Source organism: Streptomyces sp. NPDC026589, assembly GCF_040638385.1.
GTDB lineage: Bacteria > Actinomycetota > Actinomycetes > Streptomycetales > Streptomycetaceae > Streptomyces.
Genome location: NZ_JBEZYG010000003.1, coordinates 281,830 through 306,448, shown reverse-complemented (window position 1 = coordinate 306,448; position 24,619 = coordinate 281,830). Strand labels below are relative to the sequence as shown.

Genomic DNA, 24,619 nt, shown 5'->3' with positions numbered 1-24,619 from the left:
GCAGTCACGGCGATCACCCCCCTGATCAACAAGCTCATGTGAGCCGTGCCCGTAGCGTGCCCGACACGATGGGGCGCGGCGGGGACTGGCGGGGAGTCACGGCGGATCCCATCTGAACGTCCAGGCCACGAGGCCCCCAGGTCAGGCCCCATCCACGTACGGGGTCTTCCAAACTAGCTACGCGGGTTCGATTCCCGTCGCCCGCTCCACGCAGTCGAGGGCCGGGCCGGAGGATGATCCTCCGGCCCGGCCCTCGTGCGTTGCTGTGCTTCGGCAGCCCGGCCCGGGCCCCAGCAGCCGGTCCCGGCCTCAGAAGCTGATCTGGTTGATGGTGTCGGCTATCGAGTTCATGAACCTGTTGATCGACGGCGCCATGCCGGTCGACGCCAGGAAGAAGCCGAAGAGCACGGCGACGACCGCGGGACCGGCCTTGATGGAGCCACCACGGATCATTACCACCAGGATGACCGCGAACAGCAGCACCATAGACAGTGAAATAGCCACGTCTGATCACACCCTCGGTCGGTCCGCCTTGCCGGCCCGGAAGCGTGCAACACCGCGCGCCCCGTCGCCCCCATCGTGCCACCAACTCCCCCGTGGTTGCTGCCGGGTGACGGAACGGACTGACGGGATCCCGCCATCCTTCACGGGACGGCGCCACCACAGCGACAGGCGCGGCAGGGTGCCCGCCCCGCACCGTGCCGGGGAAGCGCGCGGGAGCCGCGGGACCCGCGCGCCACCTGTGCGCCGGCTGTGAAATTCCTGCGGCCGAATATCCACCACGTCGATCGTTTCCGCATCCCCACACTTCATTCACAGGCAATTGACCGCGTGGATGCGACGTAATTCACGTCACCCAACACCCTGCCGATATGCACCATTTAAGCCGGATCAAGCATGCGATAGCGGGCGGTGTTCGACGGTTTCACATTCGAATAGAGGGGAACACGCGATATCTCCCCGCAGTTTTACGCGAGGCAATCGACCGGTCTAAGGTGCCTTAGATGTTCCAAGCTCCGAGCGTATTTCAGAGGGCCCCGCTCCCCCCGGCGACCCGGGAGTCGGAGCCCAGACACGAGCAGACGCTCACCGCCACCGCACCCCGGCCCGCCCCCGGGCCCAGCGCTCAGGGCGCCGCCGCTCCGGCGCCCGCGGCGGCGAGGAAGCGCGACCCCTACTTCGACAATGTGAAGTATCTGGCCATCGTTCTCGTCGCGGTGGCGCACGCCTGGGAACCCGTGATGGACGGCAGCCGCGCCACCCGGGCGCTGTACATGATCGTGTACACGTTCCACATGCCGGCCTTCATCCTCATCTCCGGCTATTTCTCCCGTTCGTTCGACATGACGCCGTCCAAGGTGAAGCGGCTGATCACCTCGGTCGCGGTGCCGTACGTACTGTTCGAGACGGCCTATTCGCTCTTCAAGCGGTACGCGGACGACTCGCCGGACATGGCGATCAGTCTGATCGACCCGTTCTTCCTGACCTGGTTCCTGATCGCCCTCTTCATCTGGCGGGTGACCACACCGATCTGGCGCACGCTGCGCCATCCGCTGCCGGTGGCGCTCGGCATCGCCGTGCTCGCCTCCGTATCCCCCGAGATCGGCGACGACCTCGACCTCCAGCGGGTGCTGCAGTTCCTGCCGTTCTTCGTGCTCGGCCTGCTGATGAAGCCCGAGCACTTCCAGCTGGTCAGGCGGCGCGAGGTGCGGCTGCTGTCCCTGCCGCTGTTCGCCGGTGCGCTGCTCTTCGCGTACTGGATGGCCCCGCGCATGGAGCTCGGCTGGTTCTACCGCGCCAACAGCGCGCAGGAGATGGACGCGCCGTGGTGGTCCGGCGCGGTGATGACGCTCGCGATGTTCGGCTGCGCCCTGGCGCTGACGGTCGGCTTCCTGGCCTGGGTGCCCGGCCGGGCCCGGTGGTTCACGGCGCTCGGCGCCGGAACGATCTGCGGCTACCTGCTGCACGGCTTCCTGATCAAGGGGGCCGAGTACGCGGGCCTGTTCGACCGCTACACCTGGCTCTCGGACCCGGTCGGGCTGGTCGTCGTCTCGCTCACCGCGGCGGTGGCGGTGACGCTCATGTGCACCCCGTGGGTGGGGCGCGCCCTGAAGTGGGCCACCGAGCCGGAGCTGAAGCGGGCGTTCCGGAAGGACCCCGCGGGGCGCTGAGCCCCCTGGCGGTCCGGCCGTTCACGGAACGGCCGACGCCGCCCCCTCGCCGTTCTCCCTGATCCACCCGCCGGCCCGGCCGCGGGTGGATCAGTGCGTCTCCGGGTTGGCCGGATTCTTTCGGTCGGGGGGTGATTCGTCGCCGGCCAGCCCCAACAGCTCGCGTACCTGCGCATACTTCGCCGTCAGTCGGGTACGCGTCGCCGCGTCCAGGACCGCGAGGCGCTCGGGATCCGCGTTGTGGGCGAGGTCCGCCTTCTTGACGAGCAGCGCGCCCGGAGTGGCCAGGATCCGCGCGGCGTACGAGGACAGCTCCTCGCCCGGCCGCTTGGTCACCGCGAGGACCATGTCCTTCACCTCCTGCGGGAGGGCCGCGGCGGCCAGCCACTCCGCCGGGAGCGCGGCGTCCTCGATCGCGTCGTGCAGCCAGGCCGCCGCGATCTGCCCGTCGTCGCCGCCGCGCACCCGCACTCCTTCGGCCACCGCCGCCAGGTGCTCGGTGTACGGACGGCCCGCCTTGTCGGTCTGCCGCGCATGGGCCTCGCGGGCGATGGCCTCCACGTCGGCGACGCTCAGATCATGTCCGGTCATGGGCCGACCCTACGGCCGCGCGCGGCATGACAGCCGGGGCCGTGTTCGAGCCGGTTACGGGACCGAAGCCGAACTCGTCCCGTCCGCCGGGCTGTTGATGTCGCCACCTGACGGCTCCCATAGCGGAGGCTGAATGACAAATGATGACAATCCGGCAGACCCATAGTTGCAGAGTCAATCGTTCGGTAAACTAATTACTGATGGATTCTTAATGCCCCCTTGACCAGCTCTTGACCGACCCCGAAGGATCAGGCTCATCGGACACGCAGACACCCTCCTCGCCATGGGCGGCGCCTTCCTGGCCGCTGCCGTCCTCGCCCGCCTCGGCGGCCGCATCGGGCTGCCGACGATTCCCTTGTTCATCCTGGCCGGGATCCTCCTCGGCCCGCACACGCCCGGCTACACGCTCCTGAAGAACCCGCACGACCTGGAGATGCTCTCCGCGCTGGGACTCGTCCTCCTGCTCTTCTACCTGGGGCTCGAGTTCCACATGGACGACCTCAAGACGGGCGGCCGGAAGATGGCCATCGCCGGCGGGACGTACCTCCTGCTGAACGTCGGCGCCGGTCTCGCCTTCGGCTTCGCGCTGGGCTGGGGCACGGCGGAGGCGCTGGTCCTCGCCGGTGTCCTCGGCATCTCCTCGTCCGCGATCGTCACCAAGATCCTGGTGGACCTCGGGCGCATCGGGAATCCGGAGACCCGGCCGATCCTCGGCATCATCGTCGTCGAGGACATCTTCCTCGCCCTGTACCTCGCCGCGCTCCAGCCGATCCTGTCCGGTGCGGACAGCCTCTCGGCCGCGCTGCTCGACGGCGGCAAGGCCTTCGGCTTCCTGCTGCTGCTCGCCCTGGCGGCCCGGTTCGGCACGAAGCTCATCGGCAAGCTCATGAACACCAAGGACGACGAGCTGCTCGTCATCTCCTTCCTCGGTGTGGCCGTCTTCGTCGCCGGGGTCTCCGAGATGTTCGGCGTCGCCGACGCGATCGGTGCGTTCATGGTCGGCCTGATGCTCGGCTCCACCTCGTCCGCCGACCGCATCCTGAAGCTGGTCCACCCGCTCCGCGACGCGTTCGGGGCGATCTTCTTCTTCGCCTTCGGCCTCTCCATCGACCCGGGCGACCTCCCGAGCGTGCTGTGGCCGGTGCTGGCCGCCGTGGTGCTGACGCTCGCCATGAATATCGCGGCCGGGCTGGCGGCGGCGAGGGTGTACTCCTTCGGCGCGCAGGCCACGTCCAACATCGCCACCACCCTGGTCGCCCGCGGTGAGTTCGCGCTCATCCTGGCCACGATGGCGGCGGCCGCCGGACTGGACGAGCGGCTCTCGCCGTTCATCGCCGGCTACGTCCTCCTGCTCGCCGTCCTCGCGCCGCTGGCCGCCGGACGCTCCCACTGGCTGGCCCGCGTCCTGCCGGGCGGCCGCGGGAAGGACGACGACCAGGACCAGAAACAGGTACCCGTGTCGGTCTGAGCGGCAGCGAACGGCGGAGAGGCGCCCCGATACCCGGTCTCCGGGTGACGGGCGCCTCTCCGCCGTTCGGCGTCCGGTGCCGGGCGCCTCTCCGCCCTCTTCGCTGTTCCGCGCCCGGTGCCCGGTGCCGGTGTCCCGGCCGAAGGGCGCTCAGGCCCGGCGGGAGAGGAGCAGCAGGGCCCGGTCGTCGTTGACGTCCTTGGCGCAGGCCTCGATCAGATGCCAGGCCGCGCCCTCGAAGCCGGTGGAGACATAGCGGTCGGCCTCGCCCGTCAGCCGGTCGATGCCCTCGGACATGTCCCGGTCGGAGGCCTCCACCAGACCGTCGGTGAACAGCATCAGGACATCGCCCGGCGCGAGCGATCCCTTCACCGCGTCGAACTCGGCCCCGTCGTAGACCCCGAGCAGGGGGCCCTCCCCGGACTTCTCCTCCCACTGGCCCGTGCCCGCGTGGAGTTGGAGGGCGGGCGGATGACCTGCGGAGAAGATCTCGTAGTCGCCCGATTCCAGGTCCAGCACCAGATGGATCGAGGTGGCGAAGCCCTCGTCCCAGTCCTGGCGCAGCAGATAGCCGTTGGCGGCGGGCAGGAAGGCGTGCGGGGGCAGCGAGCCGAGCAGCCCGCCGAAGGCGCCGGACAGCAGCAGGGCCCGGGAGCCCGCGTCCATGCCCTTGCCGGAGACGTCGGTGAGGACGGCCTCCAGGGTGCGGCCCCCGTGGGTGCGGGCCGCGACGACGAAGTCCCCGGAGAACGACTGGCCGCCGGCCGGGCGCAGGGCCATCTCGCGGTGCCAGCCCTGGGGCAGCCGGGGCAGGGCGCTCTGGACCCGGATGCGTTCGCGCAGGTCGAAGAGCATCGTGCCGCCGCGCCGCCAGGGCACGCCGACCCGGGCCCGGAACTGGGCCAGGATCAGCCCGAAGAAGCCGCAGGCCGCGACGACGAGCACCGTGCCGGGAGTGACCCGGGCGGGGCCGTCCAGGTACGGGCCGAGGGTGAGCGCCTCGACGATCAGTGCGCCGGCGGCCGTCGCGTAGAGGCCCAGCAGGCTGGCGGGGCGCAGCAGGAGGCCGCCCGCCACGATGGGCAGGGAGAGGGCGGCCGGGTCGATCCAGACCGGGCTCGCGACGGTGGCGAGGGTGATGGCCGGGATCGTCAGCAGCAGACCGGCCAGGGCGATCCAGTCGGAGCCGTCGCCGCGGAAGTAGTCGACCCCGGATTTGCGCAGGCCGATGCGGGCCCGGTGCAGGTTTCTGCGCCACCGGGCACCGAAGTCGTCTACTCCTCCGCTACGGGCCATTGCCGGGACCTTATCGACCCGAACGCCTCCGGTGCAGGGGGACCCCGGTGACAATGTGCTCGAAAGGGGATCCTCCGCGCGCCGGGAACCGATTTCGCGGGGCATATGACACAGGTGTGCGGGGCCGGGGCGTCAGTCGCCGGAGGGTCCCGGGGGCTGGCACCGGGGGCACCAGAAGAGGTTGCGGGAGACCAGGTCCGCGGTGCGGATCTCCGTACGGCAGATGTGGCAGGGGAGGTTCGCGCGGCGGTAGACGTAGACCTCGCCGCCGTGGTCGTCCTTGCGGGGCGGGCGGCCCATGGCCTCGGGGAGGTGCTCGGGGCGGACGGTGTCGATCCGGTTGTTCCGCACGCCTTCGCGCATCAGCTCCCCCAGGTCCGCCCAGATCGTGTCCCACTCGGCGCGGGTGAGGTCCCTGCCCGTGCGGTACGGGTCGATGCCATGGCGGAAGAGGACTTCGGCGCGATACACGTTGCCGACGCCCGCGATGACCTTCTGGTCCATCAGCAGGGCGGCGACGGTGGTCCGGCTGCGGGAGATCCGCTGCCAGGCGCGCCCGCCGTCCTCGTCGCCGCGCAACGGGTCCGGGCCCAGGCGCTCGTGTATCGCGCGCTTCTCGGGCTCGGTGATCAGGGCGCAGGTGGTGGGGCCGCGCAGATCCGCGTGGTGGCCGGCGTTGGCCAGCCGGAGGCGGACCGTGTCGGTGGGCGGCGGGGGCGGGGCGGCGCCGAAGCCGAGCTTGCCGAAGAGGCCGAGGTGGATGTGGACCCAGCCGGTGTCGCCGAAGCCGAGGAAGAGGTGCTTGCCGTGGGCGTCGGTGGCGGTGAGGGTCCGCCCGTCGAGCAGGGCCGCGCTGTCGGCGAACCTGCCCTGCGGGCTGCTCACCCGTACCGGCGCGCCCGCGAACCGTTCGGCGTGGTCGTCGGCAAGGCGGCGGATGGTGTGTCCCTCGGGCACGGCGGGGCTCCTGCTGGAAGGGCGGGCGGCGGTAGGGGGGTGTGCTGGGCGGCGGTAGGGGGGTGTGCCGGGCGGCGGTAGGGGGGTGTGCCGGGCGGCGGCAAAGGTGTGCCGGGCGGCATGGCCGTGCCGCCGGGTGCGGGACCCGGCGGCACGGGGGGGGGAGCGAGAGGGGGGTGGATCAGCCCTGCTGCGGGTGGTGGGCGGGGATCGGGGGGAGCTCGCCGGTGTTCTCGTACGCCGCGAGCATCTCGATGCGGCGCGTGTGGCGCTCCTCGTTCGAGTACGGCGTGTTGAGGAAGATCTCGACGAACTTCGTGGACTCCTCGACCGTGTGCATCCGGCCACCGATGGCGACGACGTTGGCGTCGTTGTGCTCGCGGCCGAGGGCGGCGGTCTGCTCGCTCCAGGCCAGCGCGGCGCGGACGCCCTTCACCTTGTTGGCGGCGATCTGCTCGCCGTTGCCGGAGCCGCCGATCACGATGCCGAGGCTGTCCGGGTCGGCGGCCGTCTTCTCCGCGGCGCGCAGGCAGAACGGCGGGTAGTCGTCCTGGGCGTCGTAGATGTGGGGGCCGCAGTCGACGGCCTCGTGGCCGTGGGCGCCGAGCCACTCGACGAGGTGGTTCTTGAGTTCGTAGCCGGCATGGTCGGATCCGAGGTACACGCGCATGGTGCGAAGTGTGGCACGAACTTCGCGGGGTAACCGTCAGCGGGGTCGGGGCCGCCCGCCTTGTTCGATGTGGTCAACACCACTCGGGCAACGATCAGGCAAACGATCCGAAAGAGGGGGTTCCGCTTCCGCCTCGTTCCGGGCTTGAATGCGTGGCCTTGTCTTCGCACCACCCCACGGCGGAGCAGGGCGCACCCTCACGCACCAAACGTAAGGATTCCCCCCATGACGTCGCAGACGACGCTGGCGAAGCCGGGCCAGGAGCCCGGTGAGCCGGACCGGCCGGACTCGCCGGGCGGGCTTCAGGCAGGTCTGAAGAACCGCCACCTCTCGATGATCGCGATCGGCGGTGTGATCGGCGCCGGGCTCTTCGTGGGTTCCAGCGCGGGCATCGCGGCCGCGGGCCCGGCGATTCTGCTGTCGTACGCGATGGTAGGCCTGATGGTCGTCCTCGTGATGCGGATGCTCGGCGAGATGGCCGCCGCCCGGCCGAGTTCCGGCTCCTTCTCCGCCTACGCCGACCAGGCGCTCGGCCGTTGGGCCGGTTTCTCCATCGGCTGGCTCTACTGGTTCTTCTGGGTCGTGGTGCTCGCCGTCGAGGCGACGGCGGGCGCGAAGATCCTGGAGAGCTGGATCCCGGGGGTCCCCCAGTGGGCCTGGGCGCTGATCGTGATGGTCGTGCTGACCGCCACCAACCTGGTCTCGGTGGGCAGTTACGGCGAGTTCGAGTTCTGGTTCGCCGGGATCAAGGTCGTGGCGATCGGCGCGTTCGTGGTCATCGGCTTCCTCGCGGTGTTCGGCTTCCTGCCCGGAGCGGACAACGCGGGATCGGGTCTGGCGCATCTGACGGACAGCGGCGGGTTCTTCCCCGAGGGCCCCGGTGCGATCCTGACCGGTGTGCTGATGGTCGTCTTCTCGTTCATGGGCAGTGAGATCGTGACGCTGGCCGCCGGTGAGTCGTCGGACCCGCAGCGGGCCGTCTCCAAGGCCACCAACAGCGTGATCTGGCGTATCGCCGTCTTCTACCTCGGCTCGATCTTCGTGGTGCTGACGCTGCTGCCGTGGAACGACCCGTCGATCGTCGAGAAGGGCAGCTATGTCGCCGCCCTCGACGTGATCGGGATCCCGCACGCCGGGCAGGTCATGGACTTCATCGTGCTGACGGCCGTGCTGTCCTGCCTCAACTCCGGCCTCTACACCGCCTCCCGGATGGCGTTCTCGCTCGGCGAGCGGGGCGACGCGCCGAAGGCCTTCGCCAAGGTCAACAAGCGCGGTGTGCCGCAGGCGGCGATCCTGTCCTCGGTCGTCTTCGGCTTCGTGGCGGTGTTCTTCAACTACCAGTGGCCCGACACGGTGTTCCAGTTCCTGCTGAACTCCTCCGGCGCGGTCGCGCTCTTCGTGTGGCTGGTCATCTGCTTCACCCAGCTGCGGATGCGCGGGATCATCCTGCGCGAGACCCCCGGCAAGCTGGTCGTACGGATGTGGCTCTTCCCGTACCTCACCTGGGCGACGATCGCGATGATCTCCTTCGTCCTGGTCTACATGCTGACCGACGACGCCGCCCGCGAGCAGGTCGTGCTGTCGCTGCTGGTCGCGGCCCTGGTGGTGGGCGTCTCGCTGTTCCGGGAGATGCGCGGTCGCAAGGCCGTCGCCAAGTGATCCGCGGGTGATCCGCACGTGATCCGCACTCGTTCGACCAATACCTGACAGAGGTTGTCAGGTTTCCCGGGGAGGCTCTTCCTCGCACCGCCGAAACGCGAGCGAAGGAGAGCCTCCCCCCATGTCGTCCCCGTCCCCGTCCACCGGACCCGCACCCGCACCCGCACCCGCACCCGCCACCTTCCAGACCGGCTTCCCGATCCGGCCCGACCGGCTGGTCGAGGCCGCCACGCCCGACGACGTACGGGAGGCCGTGGCGTACGCCGCCGCGCGCGGGCTTCCCGTCGCCGCGCACGCCACCGGCCACGGGCTGCCCGGGGCGGTCGAGGGCGGCGTACTCGTCTCCACCCGCGCCATGGACTCCGTCGCCGTCGACCCGGTCCGCCGCACCGCCAGGATCGGTGCGGGCGCGACCTGGGGCGCGGTGACCGCGGCGGCGGTCCCGCACGGGCTGGCCCCGCTGAACGGCTCGTCGCCCTCGGTGGGCGCGGTCTCGTACACGCTGGGCGGCGGTCTTGGCATCCTGGCCCGGGAGTTCGGGTACGCCGCCGATCATGTGCGGGCGCTGGAGGTGGTGACCGCCGACGGGGTCCTGCGCCGGGTCACGCCGGAGCGCGAGCCGGAGCTGTTCTGGGGGTTGCGCGGCGGCGGGCACCGGCTGGGAGTGGTGACGGCCCTGGAGATCGGCCTGGTGGCGGTGGGGCGGCTGTACGGGGGCTCGATCGCGTTCGCCGGGGAGCGGGCGGCCGAGGTGGTGAGCCGCTATCTGGAGTGGACCCGGACCGTGCCGGATTCCCTGACGTCCTCGCTGGCCGCGCTTGTCCACCCGGACCTGCCGCAGCTGCCCGAGGAGTCGCGCGGGCGGTACGTCGTCTCGGTGCGGGTCGCCTTCACGGGGGACGCGGCCGAGGGCGAGCGGCTGGTGGCCCCGCTGCGGGGCATCGGGCCGGTGCTCGCGGACTCGTTGCGGGAGATGCCGTACGCCGAGAGCCCCACCATCCACAGCGACCCGCCGTTCCCGCACGCGTACTACGGGGAGGGGCTGGTGCTCCGGGGGCTGGACGCGGGGCGGGCGGCCCGGGTGCTGGAGCTGACCGGGCCCGGGGCCCCGATGATGACGGTGGTGCAGCTCAACCATCTCGGCGGGGCGTTGGCCGGACGACCGGAGACGGCGAACGCGGTGCCCCACCGGGACGCGGGCTTCCTGCTGCGGCTGCTGTCGCCGCTGGACGGGACGGACGTGGCGGCGGTGCGCTCGCTGTACGGGGAGGTGTCCGGGGTGCTGGGGCCGCTCGTTCGGGGGCGGTCGCTGAACTTCGCCTTCGGCGGCGGGGACCGTACCGCCGGCTTCCATGAGCCGGAAACGGCGAAGAGGCTCGCCGGCCTGGTCTCCCAGTTCGATCCGGCGGGCCTCTTCGGGGGGCCTTACGAGGGCTGAGCAGGGGTCAGCCGCGGTGGCCGAGCAGCTTCCAGGTGGTCGGCAGGAGGCCCATGGCCAGCGCCGCCTTGAGGGCGTCGCCGATCAGGAAGGGGACCAGGCCGGCGGCGACGGCGGCGCTCAGCGACATCCCGGTGGACAGCGCGAGGTAGGGCACGCCGATGGCGTAGATGATCGCGGAGCCGAGGACCATCGTGCCCGCGGTGCGCAGCACGGAACGGTCGCCGCCGCGCCGGGCGAGGGCGCCGACGACGGTGGCGGCCAGGAGCATGCCGAAGACGTAGCCCAGGGACGGGATCGACCAGCCCGAGGAGGCCTCGGCGAACCACGGCATGCCGGCCATGCCGACGAGCGCGTACAGCGCGAGGGAGAGGAAGCCGCGGCGGGCGCCCAGCGCGGTGCCGATGAGGAGCGCGGCGAAGGTCTGGCCGGTGACCGGGACCGGGGAGCCGGGGACCGGGACGGCGATCTGGGCCGCGATGCCGGTCAGGACGGCGCCGCCGAGGACGAGGGCCGCGTCCACGGCGTAGCGGTGCCGGGCTGCGGGCAGCAGGTCGGCGAGGACCGCTCCGGAGCGGACGGGGGCGGCAGCAGTGCTCATCGGGACTCCGCGGGTGAGGGCGGGTGGGCCGGGACGGCCCCCGCCGGGCAGGGTGGGGTCGGGCTCCCGCCGACGTTAGCCCACGGGTTAACGCTCGATCACCATCAGCCGCCCACAAAGCGGCGGTTGATGGCTTGGTGGGATTCGCACAAAGGCCGGGCCGTAATCACTCTCCCGCGTGACGCTCGTCACGGAGGTGGGGGGCGCCTCGGCGCATTTTGGCGGGGAGGGCGGCGATCGGCGAGACTGTAGCTTCCCCATAAACGATCAGCTCGCTCTGATCGGCCCCCGAACGACGTGCTACGGCCCGCCACGATCCGGCACGACCCGCCACGCCCCGCCCCGCCCCGACCCGCCACGGCTCGCTGATCCGAGAGTGACCCCTCCCCCCCATGCACGAGGCCCCTCCCCCCACCCCGGCTTCCACTCCCGCGTCCACCGCCGTTCCGGCCGAGCCGCTGTCGCACGGGCTCAAGCAGCGTCATCTGACGATGCTGGGGCTCGGTGGCGTGATCGGGGCGGGGCTGTTCGTGGGCTCCGGCGCGGGGATCGCGGTGGCGGGGCCCGCCATCGTCGTCTCGTATCTGATCGCGGGGGCGCTCGCGATGCTGGTGATGCGGATGCTGGGCGAGATGTCCGCCGCGATGCCCGCCTCCGGTTCGTTCTCCGTGCACGCCGAGCGGGCGCTCGGGCGGTGGGCCGGGTTCAGTGTCGGCTGGCTGTACTGGTTCCTGCTGGTGGTGGTCCTCGCCGTGGAGGCGACGGCGGCCGCGCAGATCGCCCACGGCTGGGTGCCGGGCGTCGAACCGTGGGCGTGGGTGCTGCTGTTCATGGTGGTGTTCACCGCGGCGAACCTGACGGCGGTGAAGAACTTCGGCGAGTTCGAGTTCTGGTTCGCCTCCTTGAAGGTCGGCGCGATCGTGGTCTTCCTGGTGCTCGGGCTGCTGGCCGTCCTCGGATGGCTCCCGGACACCGATCCGGTCGGGATGACCAACCTGACCGGCCAGGGCGGCTTCCTGCCCAACGGCTGGAGCGGGGTCGTCTCCGGTGTGCTGACCGTGGTCTTCGCCTTCGGCGGTCTTGAGGTCGTCACCATCGCCGCCGCCGAGACGGACGACCCGGCGCGCGCGGTGGGGCGTGCGGTGCGCAGTGCGGTGGTGCGCATCCTCTTCTTCTACGTCGGCTCGATGCTGGTGATCGTGACCGTGCTGCCGTGGACCGCGCAGCAGGCGGGGCTGAGCCCGTATGTGAAGGTGCTGGACGCGATCGGGGTGCCGTCGGCCGGGCAGATCATGAACATCGTGGTGTTCGTGGCGCTGCTCTCGGCGCTCAACGCCAATCTGTACGGCTCCTCCCGCATGATCTTCTCGCTGGCGGAGCGCGGGGAGGCCCCGCGCGGGCTGCTGAAGGTCTCGGGCGGCCCCGGGGCGGGCGGGGGCTCACGGAAGACTGCGGGCGGGGGCTCACGGGAGGCGGCGGGCAGGGGCTCACGGGAGGCGGCGGGCGGGGGCTCTCGTAAAACGGCGGGCGGTGTGCCGCGCCGGGCGGTGCTGGCCTCGGTCACCTTCGGCTTCGTCTCCGTGCTGCTCAACCTGCTGTGGCCGGACACGGTGTTCCTCTACATGCTCAACTCGGTCGGCGCGGTGCTGCTGTTCGTGTGGGCGCTGATCGCCGCCTCCCAGTTGCGGCTGCGCGCCCGGCTGGAGCAGGAGGCTCCCGAGGCGCTCACGCTGCGGATGTGGTGCTTCCCGTATCTGACCTGGGTGACGCTGGCCGGGCTGTTCGGGGTGCTGGTGCTGATGCTGACCGACGAGGCGGCGCGCCCGCAGGTGCTGTGGTCGGCCGGGGCGACGGCGTTGGTGCTGCTGGTGGCGGTGGGACGGCAGCGGCGGGAGCAGCGCGGGAAGTCGGCCCTTACCGGCCGGTAGGCGGGTGTACACCTTGTGTGAGCCTGGTGACCGTATAGCGGACACCTGTTCCCTGTGAGCGGTGAGGATGCTCAGACTGTGGGCTCGTCCCTTGTCTCAGCTACCGAACAGAGCCCGTCCATGGATCGGACCTCCGCGTCTCCCCCCACCGCTGACTCCGCGGCCCCCGCCGGCCCCTCGGCGGACTCCGCGCTCACCCACGGACTCAAACAGCGTCACCTCTCGATGATCGCCCTCGGCGGGGTGATCGGCGCCGGGCTGTTCGTCGGCTCGGGCGCCGGGATCGCCGCCGCGGGGCCCTCGATCATCGTCGCGTACGCCATCTCCGGGCTGCTCGTCATGATGGTGATGCGCATGCTCGGCGAGATGTCGGCCGCCAATCCGGCGTCGGGTTCCTTCTCCGTGCACGCCGAGCGGGCGATCGGCCCCTGGGCCGGGTTCACCGCGGGCTGGTCCTTCTGGTTCCTGCTCTGCGTCGCCGTGGGCCTGGAGGGCATCGGGGCCGCGCAGATCGTCAGCGGCTGGCTGCCGGGGACACCGGAGTGGGCGTGGGTGGCCCTGTTCATGGTGATCTTCCTCGGGACGAACCTGGCCGCCGTGAAGAACTTCGGCGAGTTCGAGTTCTGGTTCGCCGCGCTCAAGGTCATCGCGATCACGCTGTTCCTGGTGCTCGGCCTGCTGGCGATCCTCGGCGTGCTGCCCGACACGGAGGCGCCCGGCCTGTCCAACCTCACGGGGGACGGCGGCTTCCTCCCCCAGGGCATGGACGGGTTCATCATCGGGCTCCTCGCCTCCGTCTTCGCGTACGGCGGTCTGGAGACCGTCACCATCGCGGCGGCCGAGTCGGAGAACCCGGTGCAGGGTGTCGCGAAGGCGGTCCGTACGGCGATGTGGCGCATCGCGGTGTTCTACATCGGGTCGATGGCGGTCATCGTCACGCTGGTCCCCTGGGACGACCCGAAGGTCGCCGAGGTCGGCCCGTTCTACGCGATGCTCGACCACCTGGGCATCGGGTCCGCCGCGCAGATCATGAACGTGGTCATCCTCGTCGCCCTGCTCTCCGCGATGAACGCCAACATCTACGGCGCGTCCCGCATGGCCCGGTCGCTGGTCGCCCGGGGCCAGGGCCCCGCCGTCCTCGGGAAGATCTCCTCCGGGGTGCCGCGCAACGCCGTGCTGTTCTCCTCGGTCTTCGGCTTCGCGTGCGTGCTGCTCAGCTACTGGCGGCCGGACGACGTCTTCCCGTGGCTGCTGAACATGATCGGCGCGGTGATCCTGGTGGTGTGGATTTTCATCGCCGCCTCCCAGCTGATCCTGCGCGGTCGCACCGAGCGGGAGGCGCCCGAGAAGCTGGTCGTGCGGATGTGGTTCTTCCCCGTCGGCACGATCGTCGCCCTGGCGGCCATGGTGGGCATCTTCCTGCTGATGCTGCGCCAGCCGGACACCCGGGACCAGCTGCTGGCCACGGGAGCGCTGACCGTGGTGCTGATCGGCATCGGCCTCGTACGCCAGCGGCGACGGGGCGGCGACGGCGGGAGCAGCGCCGACGGCGGCGACGGCACTGCCGCGGTCCCGGCGCGGCGGAAGTAGCCCCGGCTCCCGCACGCCTCGCGGTCGGCTACCGCACGCCTCGCGGTTCCGGTTCCCGGGCGCCTCGCGGTTCCGTTTCCCGCACGACTCTCGGCAGCGGCTCCCGCCCGCCCTCTACGAACGCCGGGCTCCTCCTCGTACGATCGGGGCGGAGCCCGGCGTTTCGGCGTCCGGCGTTCCGGTGTGTGGTTCCGGCGCCGCGCGCACCCGTGGCCAACAGGACATCGCAGGGCCGGGCACCGTACGCCGGGCCGTCATCCGCCCTCGCTTCCGTGGTGGCTCCACCCACCCGAGGAGCCGTCATGTCCGTTGCCCCCAGGCGTCGTTCGATTCTCCTGGCCACCGCCGCCGTCACCGCGACGGCCGCCGCCCCGGCCGTCGCCGCCCCCGCCCCCGCCGGCCAGGGCTCCCACCGCCCGTCGGGCCCCCTGGTCATCGGCCATCGCGGGGCGGCGGGCTGGCGGCCCGAGCACACCGCCGACGCGTACGTCTATGCCGTACGGGCCGGGGCCGACTGGATCGAGCCGGACCTCGTGCCGACGAAGGACCACGTCCTGGTCGTGCGGCACGAGAACGAGATCGGCGGGACGACGGACGTCGCCGACCGCCCCGAGTTCGCGGACCGCCGCACCACGAAGACCGTCGACGGCAAGGCGGTGACCGGCTGGTTCACCGAGGACTTCACCCTGCGCGAGCTGCGGACGCTGCGCACGGTGGAACGGCTTCCGCTGGTCCGCGACCGCAACACGGTCTTCGACGGGCGGGGCTCGGTGATGACCTTCCAGGAGGTGATCGACCTGGCCCGGCGGCTGTCCCGGGAGTCGGGCCGGCGGATCGCGGTGTTCCCGGAGACGAAGCACCCGGCGTACTTCCGCTCGATCGGGCTGCCGCTGGAGGAGGAGCTGATCCGGGTGATCCGCCGGAACCGGCTGACCGCCCGGGACTGCGTCGTCCAGTCCTTCGATCCCGCGAGCCTGCGCCGGGTGGCCGAGGCCCGCCTCCGACTCCCGCTGTGGCAGGCGCTGGGCACGAGCGGCGGCCCGTACGGCCACGGGGTCACCTACCGGGACATGATGACCCCGGCCGGGCTCCGCGAGATCGCCTCGTACGCGCAGTGGATCGGCCCGGACAAGTCCTCGCTCGTCCCGCCGAGCACCCTGCTGGCGGACGCGCACGCGGCGGGCCTGAAGGTCGGCGCGTACACCTTCCGGGCGGAGAACCAGTACCTCCCGGCCGCTTACCGCCGGGGCAGTGCGCCCACCGCCTTCGGTGACGCGTTCGCCGAGTACGCCTTCCACTACGGGCAGGGCGTGGACGCGGTGGTGACGGACTTCCCGGACCTCGCGGCGCAGGCAAGGGACGACCTGCGGGCGTAACCCCCGCCGGGCGGGAGGCGGATGTGGAAACGTTCCGGCGACAGCGCTTCCCGCTCCCCGGAAGGGACCACGCCATGACCGCCCCGCACGCCTTCCCCCTGGAGCCCACCCCGATCCATGTGTCCGACCAGGTCCTCGACGACCTGCGCGCCCGTCTCGCACGCACCCGACCGCCGCTGGACGAGGGGAACGAGGACTGGTCCTACGGCGTTCCGGACGCCTATCTGCGTGAGCTGATCGCCCACTGGCGGGACGGTTACGACTGGCGCGCGGCCGAGGCCGCCATCAACGCCCACGAGCAGTACCGGGTGAGCGTCGACGGCGTCCCCGTGCACTTCATGCGCGAGCCCGGCCGGGGCCCGCGCCCGATTCCGCTGATCCTCACCCACGGCTGGCCGTGGACGTTCTGGCACTGGTCGAAGGTGATCGGCCCCCTCGCCGACCCGGCGGCGCACGGCGGTGACCCGGCCGACGCGTTCGACGTCATCGTGCCGTCCCTGCCGGGCTTCGGTTTCCCCGGCCCGCTGACAGGCTTCCCGGACGTCAACTTCTGGAAGGTGGCCGACCTCTGGCACACCCTGATGACGGAGACGCTGGGTTACGAGAAGTACGCCGCCGGGGGCTGCGACATCGGCGGGATCGTCTCCAGCCAGCTCGGCCACAAGTACGCCGACGAGCTGTACGGCATCCACATCGGCTCGGGGCTGCCGCTCGACTTCTTCACCGGCCCCCGCGCCTGGGACTTCGCCCGGAACCGGCCCCTCACCGACGACCAGCCCGCCGACGTCCGCGCGCGCATCGTCGAGCAGGACCGGCGCTGGGCGCCCCATCTCGCCGTGCACATGCTCGACGGCGCCACCCTGGCCCACGGGCTCAGCGACTCCCCCGCCGGACTGCTCGCCTGGCTGCTGGAACGCTGGAACGCCTGGAGCGACAACGGCGGCGACCTCTCCTCCGTCTTCAGCGAGGACGACCTGCTCACCCACGCCACGATCTACTGGGTCAACAACTCCATCGCCACGTCGACGCGTTACTACGCCAACGCCAACCGCTACCCCTGGGCCCCGTCCCACGACCGCACCCCGGCCGTGCGGGCCCCGGTCGGCCTCACCTTCGTCACGTACGAGAACCCGCCCGGGGTCCACACCGCCGACGAGCGCGTCCGGGCGTTCGAGAACGGCCCGCAGGCGGACTGGTTCAACCACGTCAACGTCAACGCCCATGACCACGGAGGCCACTTCATCCCCTGGGAGAACCCCGACGCGTGGGTAAACGACCTGCGCCGCACCTTCCGCGGCCGCAGGCCCTGAACGCTCCCGTCCAGGGCCCGCAGGTCTCCTCAGCGGGTGGTGCGCCCGCTCGCCGTCGTCTTCTTGACCGCCTTCTTGGCGGTCTTCTTCGCCGGGGCGGGCAGCGCCGTCTTCTTGGCGGGGGTGCGCTTGGCGGCGGCCCGCTTCGGCGACGCGGCGTCGGCCGCCTCCTCCTCGGTGTCGGCGTCGGCGTTCGACAGGGTGCCGGAACCGGACTCCAGGTGGGCCCGGACGAACCACTGGAACTGCTCCAGGCCGCGCAGGTGCTCGATGAGCAGATCCTCGGTGACGGGGTCGATCTCGCCGGCCTTCTCGGCGGCCTCACGATGGCTCTCGATGACGCCCGTGTAGACGAGGTCCAGGGCGCCGAGGTGGGCGATGGCGTCGGCACGCCCGACGCTGTAGTCGTCCCACGTGCGCTCCCTGACCAGGGCGCCCGGCGTGCCGTTCGGCTCGCCGCCGAGGGCGGAGATGCGCTCGGCGGCGGCGTCGGCCATGTCGCGTACGGCTGCGGTCTGCGGGTCGAGCATCTCGTGGACGGCGATGAAGTGCGGCCCGACGACGTTCCAGTGGATGTGCTTGAGCGTGAGCGCGAGGTCGTTGAGCGCGTGCAGGCGCAGCGTCAGGAGGTCGATGACCTGTCGCCCCTCGTCGACGCCGAGGCCGGGAACGGTGTAGCGGGGGGTGCGTGCGGGGGACATGGGGCTCCTCTGCGGGGTGAAAAGGGTGATGGTGTCGGGGGTGTGGGTGGTGGTGTTGGGGGTGTGGGTGGTGGAGGTGTTGGTGCTGGGGGGCCGTCTAGCCGACGTCTCCGGTGCCGCCCTCGGTCGGGGCCGCGCCGGGGCGCTCCCCGCCGGGCCGGACGGGTCCTGCCGCCGCGCGGATGCTCTCCCGCGCAGCGTCGGCGACCGCGCGGGGCGTGATGCCGAACTCCTCGTACAGGCGTTCGTAGGCGGCGGACGCGCCGAAGTGCTCCAGGCTCACCATGCGGCCCGCGTCCCCCACCACGTCCCGCCAGCCCTGGGCGACGGCGGCCTCGACGCTGACCCGGGCCCGTACGTCGGGCGGCAGGACGGCGTCCTGGTAGGCGTACGGCTGCTCGGCGAACCACTCGCGGCAGGGCAGGGAGACCACGCGCGCGTCATGCCCCTCGGCGGCCAGCAACTTCCTGGCTTCCAGGGCGATATGAACCTCCGACCCGGTCGCGACGAGGATGACGTCGGGCGTCCCGCCCCGGCTGTCGGCGAGTACGTAGCCGCCCCGGGCGGCTCCCTCGGCGGGGGCGTACGCGCCGTCCCCCCGTTCCAGGACCGGCAGCGGCTGCCGGGTCAGGGCGAGGCCGGCGGGCCGGTCGTGGTGCTCCAGGACGGTGCGCCAGCACACGGCCGTCTCGTTCGCGTCGGCGGGCCGTACGACGTCGAGGCCGGGGATCGCGCGGAGGGCGGCGAGCTGCTCGACGGGCTGGTGGGTGGGGCCGTCCTCGCCCAGGCCGATGGAGTCATGGGTCCAGACGTAGGTGACCGGGAGCTTCATCAGGGCGGCGAGCCGGACGGCCGGGCGCATGTAGTCGCTGAAGATCAGGAACGTACCGCCGTAGGGGCGGGTGAGGCTCTGGAGCGCGACGCCGTTGAGGATCGCGCCCATGGCGTGCTCGCGGATGCCGAAGTGGAGCGTGCGGCCGTAGGGGTTGCCGGGGAACTCACCGGTCTGCTTGGACTCCGGCACGAAGGACGGCTCGCCCTCCATGGTGGTGTTGTTGCTCCCCGCGAGGTCGGCCGAGCCGCCCCACAGCTCGGGCAGCACGGGTGCCAGCGCGGTGAGCACATCGCCGGACGCCTTGCGGGTGGCGATGCCCTTGGGGTCGGCGTCGAAGACGGGGAGGCTGTCGGTCCAGCCCTCGGGGAACTTCTGCTCCCGCAGCCGGTCGAGGAGTTCGGCGCGCTCGGGGTGGGCGGAGCGCCACTCCTGATAGCCGGGCTCCCAGGCGCGGTGGGCCTCGGCCCCTCGCTCGACGACCGCGCGGGCGTGCTTCAGCACGTCGTCCTCGACGGCGAAGTCGGCGTCCGGGTCGAAGCCGAGCAGCTTCTTGGTGGCGGCGACCTCGTCGTCGCCGAGCGCCGAGCCGTGGGCCTTGCCGGTGTTCTGCTTGGTGGGCGCGGGCCATCCGATAATCGTGCGCAGCAGGATCAGGGAGGGCCGGCCGCGCTCGCTCTTCGCGGCTTCGACGGCGGCGAGCAGGGCGTCGACGTCCTCGACGTAGTCGCCGGTCCGGGTGAAGTCGACCGTCTGGACGTGCCAGTCGTACGCGGCGTAGCGGGCGGTGACGTCCTCGCTGAAGGAGATGTCGGTGTCGTCCTCGATGGAGATGTGGTTGGAGTCGTAGAAGACGATCAGGTTCCCGAGCTCCTGGTGTCCCGCCAGTGAACTGGCCTCGGACGTCACGCCCTCCATCAGGTCGCCGTCGGAGGCGACGACGTAAACGTGGTGGTCGAAGGGGCTCGTGCCGGCCGGCGCGTCGGGGTCGAGGAGGCCGCGCTCACGGCGGGCCGCCATGGCCATGCCGACGGCGGAGGCCAGCCCCTGCCCCAGCGGCCCGGTGGTGATCTCGACGCCCCGGGTGTGCCGGTACTCCGGGTGGCCGGGCGTGGCGGAACCCCAGGTGCGCAGCGCCTCCAGGTCCGTCAGCTCCATGCCGTATCCGCTCAGGTACAGCTGGATGTAGAGGGTGAGGCTGGTGTGGCCGCAGGACAGCACGAAGCGGTCCCGGCCGAGCCACTGGTCGTCGGCCGGGTCGTGCCGCATCACCTGCTGGAACAGCAGGTACGCCAGCGGGGCCAGGCTCATCGCGGTGCCGGGGTGGCCGTGGCCCGCCTTCTGCACGGCGTCGGCCGCCAGGATCCGCACGGTGTCGACGGCGCGGACGTCGAGCGGCCCCCAGCCCGCCGCGTCGGCGAGGGGCGGGGCAAGGCGCGGATCGCGACCGTCGTTCGGGCCGTTCGGCGTTTCGGCGGGGGCCATCAAGTCCTCCTGATCAGTGGGGCTGGCGGGCAGCAGGCGGCGCGGCCGCGGTCCCGGCCCCGGGCCGCCCGGCTGTTGGGCCGGGTCCCCCGGAACGACGGGACCAAACGCGCGACGGTGGGCGCAGCACGGAATAAGGAGCAAATCACCTTTGCCGGGCAAACAGGAGGAAGAGGGCGAGAGAGGGCGGTCGGCGCCGTGAGTCCTAGGCCGAAGGGCTGATCACTTCGGAGCACTCCTGCTGTTAGCCTGCTCTTGCATATAACTTGCAATAACAACTGGACGGCATTCCCAGCAGTCGGAGGGCTCGCATCATGGCCACGTACACGCTCCCGGAACTCCCGTACGACTACGCGGCGCTCGAACCGGTCATCAACCCGCAGATCATCGAGCTGCACCACGACAAGCACCACGCCGCGTACGTCAAGGGTGCGAACGACACCCTGGAGCAGCTGGAAGAGGCCCGCGACAAGGAGGCCTGGGGCGCGATCAACGGCCTTCAGAAGAACCTCGCGTTTCACCTCTCCGGCCACATCCTGCACTCGATCTACTGGCACAACATGACCGGCGACGGCGGCGGCGAGCCCCTCGCGGCGGACGGCGTGGGCGACCTCGCCGACGCGATCACCGAGTCCTTCGGCTCCTACGCGGGCTTCAAGTCCCAGCTGACGAAGGCCGCGGCGACCACCCAGGGTTCCGGCTGGGGCGTGCTCGCGTACGAGCCCGTGAGCGGGAAGCTGATCGTCGAACAGGTCTACGACCACCAGGGCAACGTCGGCCAGGGCTCGGTCCCGGTCCTCGTGTTCGACGCCTGGGAGCACGCCTTCTACCTGCAGTACAAGAACCAGAAGGTGGACTTCATCGAGGCGATGTGGCGGGTCGTCAACTGGCAGGACGTGGCGAAGCGCTACGCCGCCGCCAAGGAGCGTGCGGACGTGCTGCTGCTCGCCCCCTGACCGGCGACCGGCGCACCGCACCACCACGGACGTCCTGCCTCGTGATCGTCTTCTCAACCTTCACCACGGCAGGCGGATGAACGGAGAGCCCCCGCGAGGACCTGACTCGCGGGGGCTCTCCCATGGCGGCTACCCATGCCGGCTGCCCATGGCCGCTGCCCAGGGCGGCTATTTAGCTGTTTAGCTCATATGCTAAACATGCACACATGGATTCACCCGCCCTTCCCGCCGACGAAGAGGCGAGCGCCTTCCGCGCGCTCGCCGACCCCACCCGCCGCCAGATCCTGGAGGATCTGCGGGGCGGCGAGCTGCCCGCCGGCGAGATCGCGAGCCGGTTCCCGATCAGCGCCCCGTCCATCTCGCGCCACCTGGGCGTGCTCAAGGGGGCCGGGCTCGTCACGGAGCGCCGGGACGCCAACCGCATCCTCTACTCACTCGCCGAGGAACGGCTCGCCCTGTGCGTGGGGCGCTTCCTCAGCGCCGTGTGCCCCGAGCAGATCGTGCTCCGCAACACCAAGTGGCGCTCCGCGCCGGAAGGCGACGCCTCATGATCCGGCCCCGGCTCTCCAGTCTCATCGAACGCCGCCTCCTGGTGAACTACCGGGTCGACCGTCACGTCGCGGCGGCCCTGCTGCCCGCGCCGCTACGGCCCCAACTGGTGCGCGGTCAGGCGGTGGCCGGGATCTGCCTGCTGCGGATCGGTGGCGTCCGCCCCGCCTGGGCCCCCGCCGCGACCGGGCTGACCAGCGAGAACGCGGCGCACCGGATCTCCGTGGAGTGGGACGGGCCGGACGGCGTCGAGCGCGGCGTCTACATTCCGCGCCGCGATACCGCCTCCCGTCTCAACGCCTTCGCCGGCGGGCGGATCTACCCGGGCGAGCACGGCCGCGCGGACTTCACGGTGCGGGAGGACGCCGACTCCGTACGGGTGGCCTTCGCGACCCGGGACGGCGAGGTGGAGGTGGACGCGACCGTGGAGCCCGCCGACGAACTGCGCGGCAGCGGGCTGTTCACGGACCTGGCGGAGGCGTCGGAGTTCTTCCGCCTCGGCAGCCGGGGCCTCTCCCCCAACAGCGGCGGGGACCACCTGGACGTCCTCGAACTGTCCACGGACGCCTGGAAGGTGACGGCGGGCCGACCCCGTTCCGTACGGTCCTCGTTCTTCGAGGACCTGGACCGCTTCCCGCCGGGCAGCGCGGTGCTGGACAGCGCGCTGGCGATGCGGGGAGTGGCGGCGGACTGGTCACAGGGGGAGCCGTTCCGGCTGGGATGCGGGGCGGGGGCCGTGGTCTCGTAGAGGGGCGGCTGCGCAGGGGGCCGCGCACGGGGGCTGAGCAGGAGGCGGCGGGCCGTCCCGGCCGGGCGGGAAATTACGCGCACCCCGCTGGGCCCGGATGCCACGATGATCTACGCCCGTCCGCCCGTACCTCCTCTCCCTCCCCGGAAGCGACCCCATGACTTCTGCCCCCGCACCCGTCCCGGCCGACCCCACCGTCCTGCACCCGATGCCCGGCCAGCCGCGCGTGGTGCAACTGAAGCCCCTGGTCACCTCGGAGCTGATCGAGGCCGGTGATTACTCGTACTACGACGACCCCGAGCACGCCACGGAGTTCGAGACCCGCAACGTGCTCTACCACTACGGGCCGGAGCGCCTGGTGATCGGGAAGTTCTGCGCGTTCGGCACCGGGGTGCGGTTCATCATGAACGGCTCCAACCACCGTATGGACGGGCCGTCCACGTTCCCGTTCCCGACGCTCGGCGGCTCCTGGTCCGACCACTTCGACCTGCTGACGGGCCTGCCCAACCGGGGCGACACCGTGATCGGCAACGATGTCTGGATCGGCTACGAGGCCGTGATCATGCCGGGGGTCCGCATCGGGCACGGCGCGATCATCAGCTCGCGGTCCGTGGTGGTCTCGGACGTCCCGGACTACGGCATCGTCGGCGGCAACCCGGCCCGTCTGATCCGCACCCGTTACGCGGAGGCGGACGTCGCGCGCCTGCTGGCGGTGGCCTGGTGGGACTGGCCTGCGGACCATCTGACGCGCCATATCCGTACGGTGATGTCGGGCACGGTGGCGGAGCTGGAGGCGGCGGCGCCGGGGGCGCCTCGGGCCTGAACGGTTCCGGGCCGGCCCCGTCGGCGGGGCCTTACCGGCGGGGCTCCGGCACCGCCCGTGCGGGGTGCGTCGAGCCTCTTCTGCATCACGCGGAGACTCTGCCAGGCTCTGTGCGGTGAGGTGCCCTTCGTGCCGCCGCACCGGACGTCACGGCACGTCCGAGCGCGCTGCCCCGACCCCCGTCTCCGGGCCGATCCGTCAGCCCCCGAAGGTGCCCGCCTTCACGCCGTCAATGAACGCGGCCCAGTGGCCGGGACCGAAGAACTGGAGCCCGGCGGCCGGGTCTTTGCTGTCGCGGACGGCGCGGCCGCCGTTGGCGGTGTGGGCGACCTCGACGCACTCGTTGGCCGATCCGCCGCCGGAGAACGACGATTTGACGAAAGGGCTGACGACTTCCTGGCTGGTCACGATTCCTCATTCTCCGCAGTGATGCCGCTCATGATCTTCCGGATAAAGGCGATGCTCTGATCCGGAGTGAGAGCCGCAGACCTGAGCGCGTCAAATGCGTGGACGTACCCCGCCATGTCTCCATGATCTTCCAGAATCACGCTGTTGACCAGTGTGTCCTGCACGATGGCTTCGGGCGACGCCTCATACGCGTAGGACAGCGCCACGAACGCGGGAGCGGCCCTGGCTGCCGCCCACTCGCTCTGGGGCAGCACTTGAATGGTCATGTTGGGCTGCTTGGCCATCTTGATGAGGTGTGCCAGCTGATCTCGGTGAACGGTCGCCGAAGGCATCGGGCCAGCGATCGCCGGCTCCCATATGACAGCGGCGAACCGTGCACCCGACTCCTCGAAGACTCGTCGCCGTTCCTGCCGCACCTTGACGACGTCGTCGGCCGCTTCATCGCTGATGACCTCAGGGTTGGCCTCGGTCAAAGCCCTTGTGTAGTCCGGCGTCTGGAGCAGCCCAGGGATGAACACCGGCTGCCAGGCTCGGATGTACGTCGCGTCCGTCTCCAACGACAGAAAGTCACCCAGCCGCTGGAGCGTAGGCGACTGAAAGGGGAAGTTGAGCCACCAGCCGCGTTTGTTGCTGTCGCGCGCCAGCTTCTCCAGTCGCCTGCGCTCGACCTCGTCCTCGACCCCATAGAGGTCAAGGAGCACACGAACGTCCCCGATACGTGCACTAACCGTGCCGGACTCGATTCTGCTGATCTTGGCAGTAGAACAATCGACCGCTTCAGCGGCATGCTCCTGATCGAGCCGTGCGTTGAGCCGTAGCCGCTTGAGCGTGGACCCCAACCTCCGACTGCGCACTGTGGGCTTCCCACCTGCGGGCATAGACCCCCCTCTCCCTTCCGGCCAGTCTGCCTGGCAACCGTTCGCTCTCGCTAGCGGGTTGCCTCGGACGAGTGAATGCAAGCTTGCACTCCAGATTTGCTTGCTTTGCGTCTCACTCGACCCCTAGCGTGGATTGCGTCACACTGAGTGCTGATCCCAGCACGCCAGGTCATTTTGGTTCCGC

22 protein-coding genes are annotated in these 24,619 nt (G+C 70.9%); 12 read left to right on the top strand and 10 right to left on the bottom strand.

From position 1 onward, the window contains the following. Nucleotides 1-309: 309 nt before the first annotated feature. Nucleotides 310-504 (bottom strand): hypothetical protein, encoded by a 195-nt coding sequence (locus tag AB0F29_RS07310; RefSeq protein WP_103536099.1) that lies wholly within the window; start codon nucleotides 502-504, stop codon nucleotides 310-312. A gap of 500 nt (nucleotides 505-1,004) precedes the next feature. Here AB0F29_RS07310 and AB0F29_RS07305 point away from each other — a divergent pair, with 500 nt between their 5' ends. Continuing rightward, nucleotides 1,005-2,171: an acyltransferase family protein gene (locus AB0F29_RS07305; protein ID WP_361868365.1), complete on the top strand. Its 1,167-nt coding sequence runs from the start codon at nucleotides 1,005-1,007 to the stop codon at nucleotides 2,169-2,171. A gap of 90 nt (nucleotides 2,172-2,261) precedes the next feature. Here the strand turns inward: AB0F29_RS07305 and AB0F29_RS07300 are convergent, their stop codons facing one another. After that, nucleotides 2,262-2,762 carry an HD domain-containing protein gene (locus AB0F29_RS07300; RefSeq protein ID WP_361868364.1) on the bottom strand — a complete coding sequence of 167 codons (501 nt, stop codon included), beginning with the start codon at nucleotides 2,760-2,762 and terminating at the stop codon, nucleotides 2,262-2,264. 283 nt (nucleotides 2,763-3,045) lie between these two features. Here AB0F29_RS07300 and AB0F29_RS07295 point away from each other — a divergent pair, with 283 nt between their 5' ends. Continuing rightward, the gene (locus AB0F29_RS07295) at nucleotides 3,046-4,230 is read left to right on the top strand and encodes a cation:proton antiporter (protein WP_361868361.1); all 1,185 of its coding nucleotides are present in this window, start codon (nucleotides 3,046-3,048) and stop codon (nucleotides 4,228-4,230) included. 150 nt (nucleotides 4,231-4,380) lie between these two features. Here AB0F29_RS07295 and AB0F29_RS07290 read toward each other — a convergent pair whose 3' ends face one another. From AB0F29_RS07290 to AB0F29_RS07280, 3 genes are all read right to left on the bottom strand, one after another. Continuing rightward, nucleotides 4,381-5,526, bottom strand: coding sequence for a PP2C family protein-serine/threonine phosphatase (locus AB0F29_RS07290; protein WP_361868358.1), 1,146 nt, complete (start codon nucleotides 5,524-5,526; stop codon nucleotides 4,381-4,383). A 132-nt stretch (nucleotides 5,527-5,658) separates the two neighbouring features. Next, nucleotides 5,659-6,483 (bottom strand): DNA-formamidopyrimidine glycosylase family protein, encoded by an 825-nt coding sequence (locus AB0F29_RS07285; RefSeq protein ID WP_361868356.1) that lies wholly within the window; start codon nucleotides 6,481-6,483, stop codon nucleotides 5,659-5,661. A gap of 181 nt (nucleotides 6,484-6,664) precedes the next feature. After that, nucleotides 6,665-7,153 carry a ribose-5-phosphate isomerase gene (locus tag AB0F29_RS07280; RefSeq protein ID WP_361868354.1) on the bottom strand — a complete coding sequence of 163 codons (489 nt, stop codon included), beginning with the start codon at nucleotides 7,151-7,153 and terminating at the stop codon, nucleotides 6,665-6,667. Between the two features lie 225 nt (nucleotides 7,154-7,378). Here AB0F29_RS07280 and AB0F29_RS07275 point away from each other — a divergent pair, with 225 nt between their 5' ends. Together AB0F29_RS07275 and AB0F29_RS07270 are read left to right on the top strand one after the other, a co-directional pair. Continuing rightward, nucleotides 7,379-8,812: an amino acid permease gene (locus AB0F29_RS07275; protein ID WP_361868351.1), complete on the top strand. Its 1,434-nt coding sequence runs from the start codon at nucleotides 7,379-7,381 to the stop codon at nucleotides 8,810-8,812. 121 nt (nucleotides 8,813-8,933) lie between these two features. After that, entirely contained in the window at nucleotides 8,934-10,250 is a 1,317-nt protein-coding gene (locus AB0F29_RS07270) for an FAD-dependent oxidoreductase (protein ID WP_361868350.1), read from the top strand. Nucleotides 10,251-10,257: 7 nt separating this feature from the next. Here AB0F29_RS07270 and AB0F29_RS07265 read toward each other — a convergent pair whose 3' ends face one another. Beyond that, entirely contained in the window at nucleotides 10,258-10,851 is a 594-nt protein-coding gene (locus AB0F29_RS07265) for a biotin transporter BioY (protein WP_361868347.1), read from the bottom strand. 392 nt (nucleotides 10,852-11,243) lie between these two features. Here AB0F29_RS07265 and AB0F29_RS07260 point away from each other — a divergent pair, with 392 nt between their 5' ends. The 4 genes from AB0F29_RS07260 (at nucleotide 11,244) to AB0F29_RS07245 (ending at nucleotide 17,055) form a co-directional block, all read left to right on the top strand. After that, nucleotides 11,244-12,779 (top strand): amino acid permease, encoded by a 1,536-nt coding sequence (locus AB0F29_RS07260; protein WP_361868345.1) that lies wholly within the window; start codon nucleotides 11,244-11,246, stop codon nucleotides 12,777-12,779. A gap of 120 nt (nucleotides 12,780-12,899) precedes the next feature. Further along, nucleotides 12,900-14,369, top strand: coding sequence for an amino acid permease (locus tag AB0F29_RS07255; RefSeq protein WP_361868342.1), 1,470 nt, complete (start codon nucleotides 12,900-12,902; stop codon nucleotides 14,367-14,369). 302 nt (nucleotides 14,370-14,671) lie between these two features. Further along, nucleotides 14,672-15,745: a glycerophosphodiester phosphodiesterase family protein gene (locus AB0F29_RS07250; protein ID WP_361868341.1), complete on the top strand. Its 1,074-nt coding sequence runs from the start codon at nucleotides 14,672-14,674 to the stop codon at nucleotides 15,743-15,745. 74 nt (nucleotides 15,746-15,819) lie between these two features. Continuing rightward, nucleotides 15,820-17,055 (top strand): epoxide hydrolase, encoded by a 1,236-nt coding sequence (locus AB0F29_RS07245; RefSeq protein ID WP_361868338.1) that lies wholly within the window; start codon nucleotides 15,820-15,822, stop codon nucleotides 17,053-17,055. A 29-nt stretch (nucleotides 17,056-17,084) separates the two neighbouring features. On the opposite strand, the gene AB0F29_RS07240 is transcribed toward AB0F29_RS07245, so the two are convergent. Both AB0F29_RS07240 and tkt read right to left on the bottom strand, forming a co-directional pair. Beyond that, nucleotides 17,085-17,756: a DNA starvation/stationary phase protection protein gene (locus AB0F29_RS07240; RefSeq protein ID WP_361868336.1), complete on the bottom strand. Its 672-nt coding sequence runs from the start codon at nucleotides 17,754-17,756 to the stop codon at nucleotides 17,085-17,087. A gap of 97 nt (nucleotides 17,757-17,853) precedes the next feature. Then, on the bottom strand, nucleotides 17,854-20,073 hold the full coding sequence (gene tkt, locus AB0F29_RS07235; protein ID WP_361868333.1) for a transketolase: 2,220 nt from the start codon (nucleotides 20,071-20,073) through the stop codon (nucleotides 17,854-17,856). Between the two features lie 314 nt (nucleotides 20,074-20,387). On the opposite strand from tkt, the gene AB0F29_RS07230 reads away from it, so the two are divergent. From AB0F29_RS07230 to AB0F29_RS07215, 4 genes are all read left to right on the top strand, one after another. Continuing rightward, nucleotides 20,388-21,029, top strand: a complete 642-nt coding sequence (locus AB0F29_RS07230) for a superoxide dismutase (protein WP_018959211.1) — start codon at nucleotides 20,388-20,390, stop codon at nucleotides 21,027-21,029. 206 nt (nucleotides 21,030-21,235) lie between these two features. Further along, nucleotides 21,236-21,580 (top strand): metalloregulator ArsR/SmtB family transcription factor, encoded by a 345-nt coding sequence (locus tag AB0F29_RS07225; RefSeq protein ID WP_361868330.1) that lies wholly within the window; start codon nucleotides 21,236-21,238, stop codon nucleotides 21,578-21,580. Continuing rightward, nucleotides 21,577-22,326: a DUF2071 domain-containing protein gene (locus AB0F29_RS07220; RefSeq protein ID WP_361868327.1), complete on the top strand. Its 750-nt coding sequence runs from the start codon at nucleotides 21,577-21,579 to the stop codon at nucleotides 22,324-22,326. Before AB0F29_RS07225 ends, AB0F29_RS07220 begins: the two co-directional genes overlap by 4 nt. Nucleotides 22,327-22,483: 157 nt before the next feature. Continuing rightward, the gene (locus AB0F29_RS07215) at nucleotides 22,484-23,149 is read left to right on the top strand and encodes a CatB-related O-acetyltransferase (RefSeq protein ID WP_361868325.1); all 666 of its coding nucleotides are present in this window, start codon (nucleotides 22,484-22,486) and stop codon (nucleotides 23,147-23,149) included. A 198-nt stretch (nucleotides 23,150-23,347) separates the two neighbouring features. Here AB0F29_RS07215 and AB0F29_RS07210 read toward each other — a convergent pair whose 3' ends face one another. Further along, nucleotides 23,348-23,557, bottom strand: a complete 210-nt coding sequence (locus AB0F29_RS07210) for a DUF397 domain-containing protein (protein WP_361868323.1) — start codon at nucleotides 23,555-23,557, stop codon at nucleotides 23,348-23,350. Continuing rightward, nucleotides 23,554-24,435: a Scr1 family TA system antitoxin-like transcriptional regulator gene (locus AB0F29_RS07205; protein ID WP_026290753.1), complete on the bottom strand. Its 882-nt coding sequence runs from the start codon at nucleotides 24,433-24,435 to the stop codon at nucleotides 23,554-23,556. The genes AB0F29_RS07210 and AB0F29_RS07205 overlap by 4 nt, the downstream gene beginning before the upstream one ends. Between the last annotated feature and the right edge of the window lie 184 nt (nucleotides 24,436-24,619).

Coding starts and splice junctions, on each gene's coding strand:
- AB0F29_RS07305 (WP_361868365.1), top strand. CDS start 1,005: ATGTTCCAAGCTCCGAGCGTATTTCAGAGGGCCCCGCTCCCCCCGGCG.
- AB0F29_RS07300 (WP_361868364.1), bottom strand. CDS start 2,762: ATGACCGGACATGATCTGAGCGTCGCCGACGTGGAGGCCATCGCCCGC.
- AB0F29_RS07295 (WP_361868361.1), top strand. CDS start 3,046: ATGGGCGGCGCCTTCCTGGCCGCTGCCGTCCTCGCCCGCCTCGGCGGC.
- AB0F29_RS07290 (WP_361868358.1), bottom strand. CDS start 5,526: ATGGCCCGTAGCGGAGGAGTAGACGACTTCGGTGCCCGGTGGCGCAGA.
- AB0F29_RS07280 (WP_361868354.1), bottom strand. CDS start 7,153: ATGCGCGTGTACCTCGGATCCGACCATGCCGGCTACGAACTCAAGAAC.
- AB0F29_RS07275 (WP_361868351.1), top strand. CDS start 7,379: ATGACGTCGCAGACGACGCTGGCGAAGCCGGGCCAGGAGCCCGGTGAG.
- AB0F29_RS07270 (WP_361868350.1), top strand. CDS start 8,934: ATGTCGTCCCCGTCCCCGTCCACCGGACCCGCACCCGCACCCGCACCC.
- AB0F29_RS07265 (WP_361868347.1), bottom strand. CDS start 10,851: ATGAGCACTGCTGCCGCCCCCGTCCGCTCCGGAGCGGTCCTCGCCGAC.
- AB0F29_RS07260 (WP_361868345.1), top strand. CDS start 11,244: ATGCACGAGGCCCCTCCCCCCACCCCGGCTTCCACTCCCGCGTCCACC.
- AB0F29_RS07255 (WP_361868342.1), top strand. CDS start 12,900: ATGGATCGGACCTCCGCGTCTCCCCCCACCGCTGACTCCGCGGCCCCC.
- AB0F29_RS07250 (WP_361868341.1), top strand. CDS start 14,672: ATGTCCGTTGCCCCCAGGCGTCGTTCGATTCTCCTGGCCACCGCCGCC.
- AB0F29_RS07245 (WP_361868338.1), top strand. CDS start 15,820: ATGACCGCCCCGCACGCCTTCCCCCTGGAGCCCACCCCGATCCATGTG.
- AB0F29_RS07240 (WP_361868336.1), bottom strand. CDS start 17,756: ATGTCCCCCGCACGCACCCCCCGCTACACCGTTCCCGGCCTCGGCGTC.
- tkt (WP_361868333.1), bottom strand. CDS start 20,073: ATGGCCCCCGCCGAAACGCCGAACGGCCCGAACGACGGTCGCGATCCG.
- AB0F29_RS07230 (WP_018959211.1), top strand. CDS start 20,388: ATGGCCACGTACACGCTCCCGGAACTCCCGTACGACTACGCGGCGCTC.
- AB0F29_RS07225 (WP_361868330.1), top strand. CDS start 21,236: ATGGATTCACCCGCCCTTCCCGCCGACGAAGAGGCGAGCGCCTTCCGC.
- AB0F29_RS07220 (WP_361868327.1), top strand. CDS start 21,577: ATGATCCGGCCCCGGCTCTCCAGTCTCATCGAACGCCGCCTCCTGGTG.
- AB0F29_RS07215 (WP_361868325.1), top strand. CDS start 22,484: ATGACTTCTGCCCCCGCACCCGTCCCGGCCGACCCCACCGTCCTGCAC.
- AB0F29_RS07205 (WP_026290753.1), bottom strand. CDS start 24,435: ATGCCCGCAGGTGGGAAGCCCACAGTGCGCAGTCGGAGGTTGGGGTCC.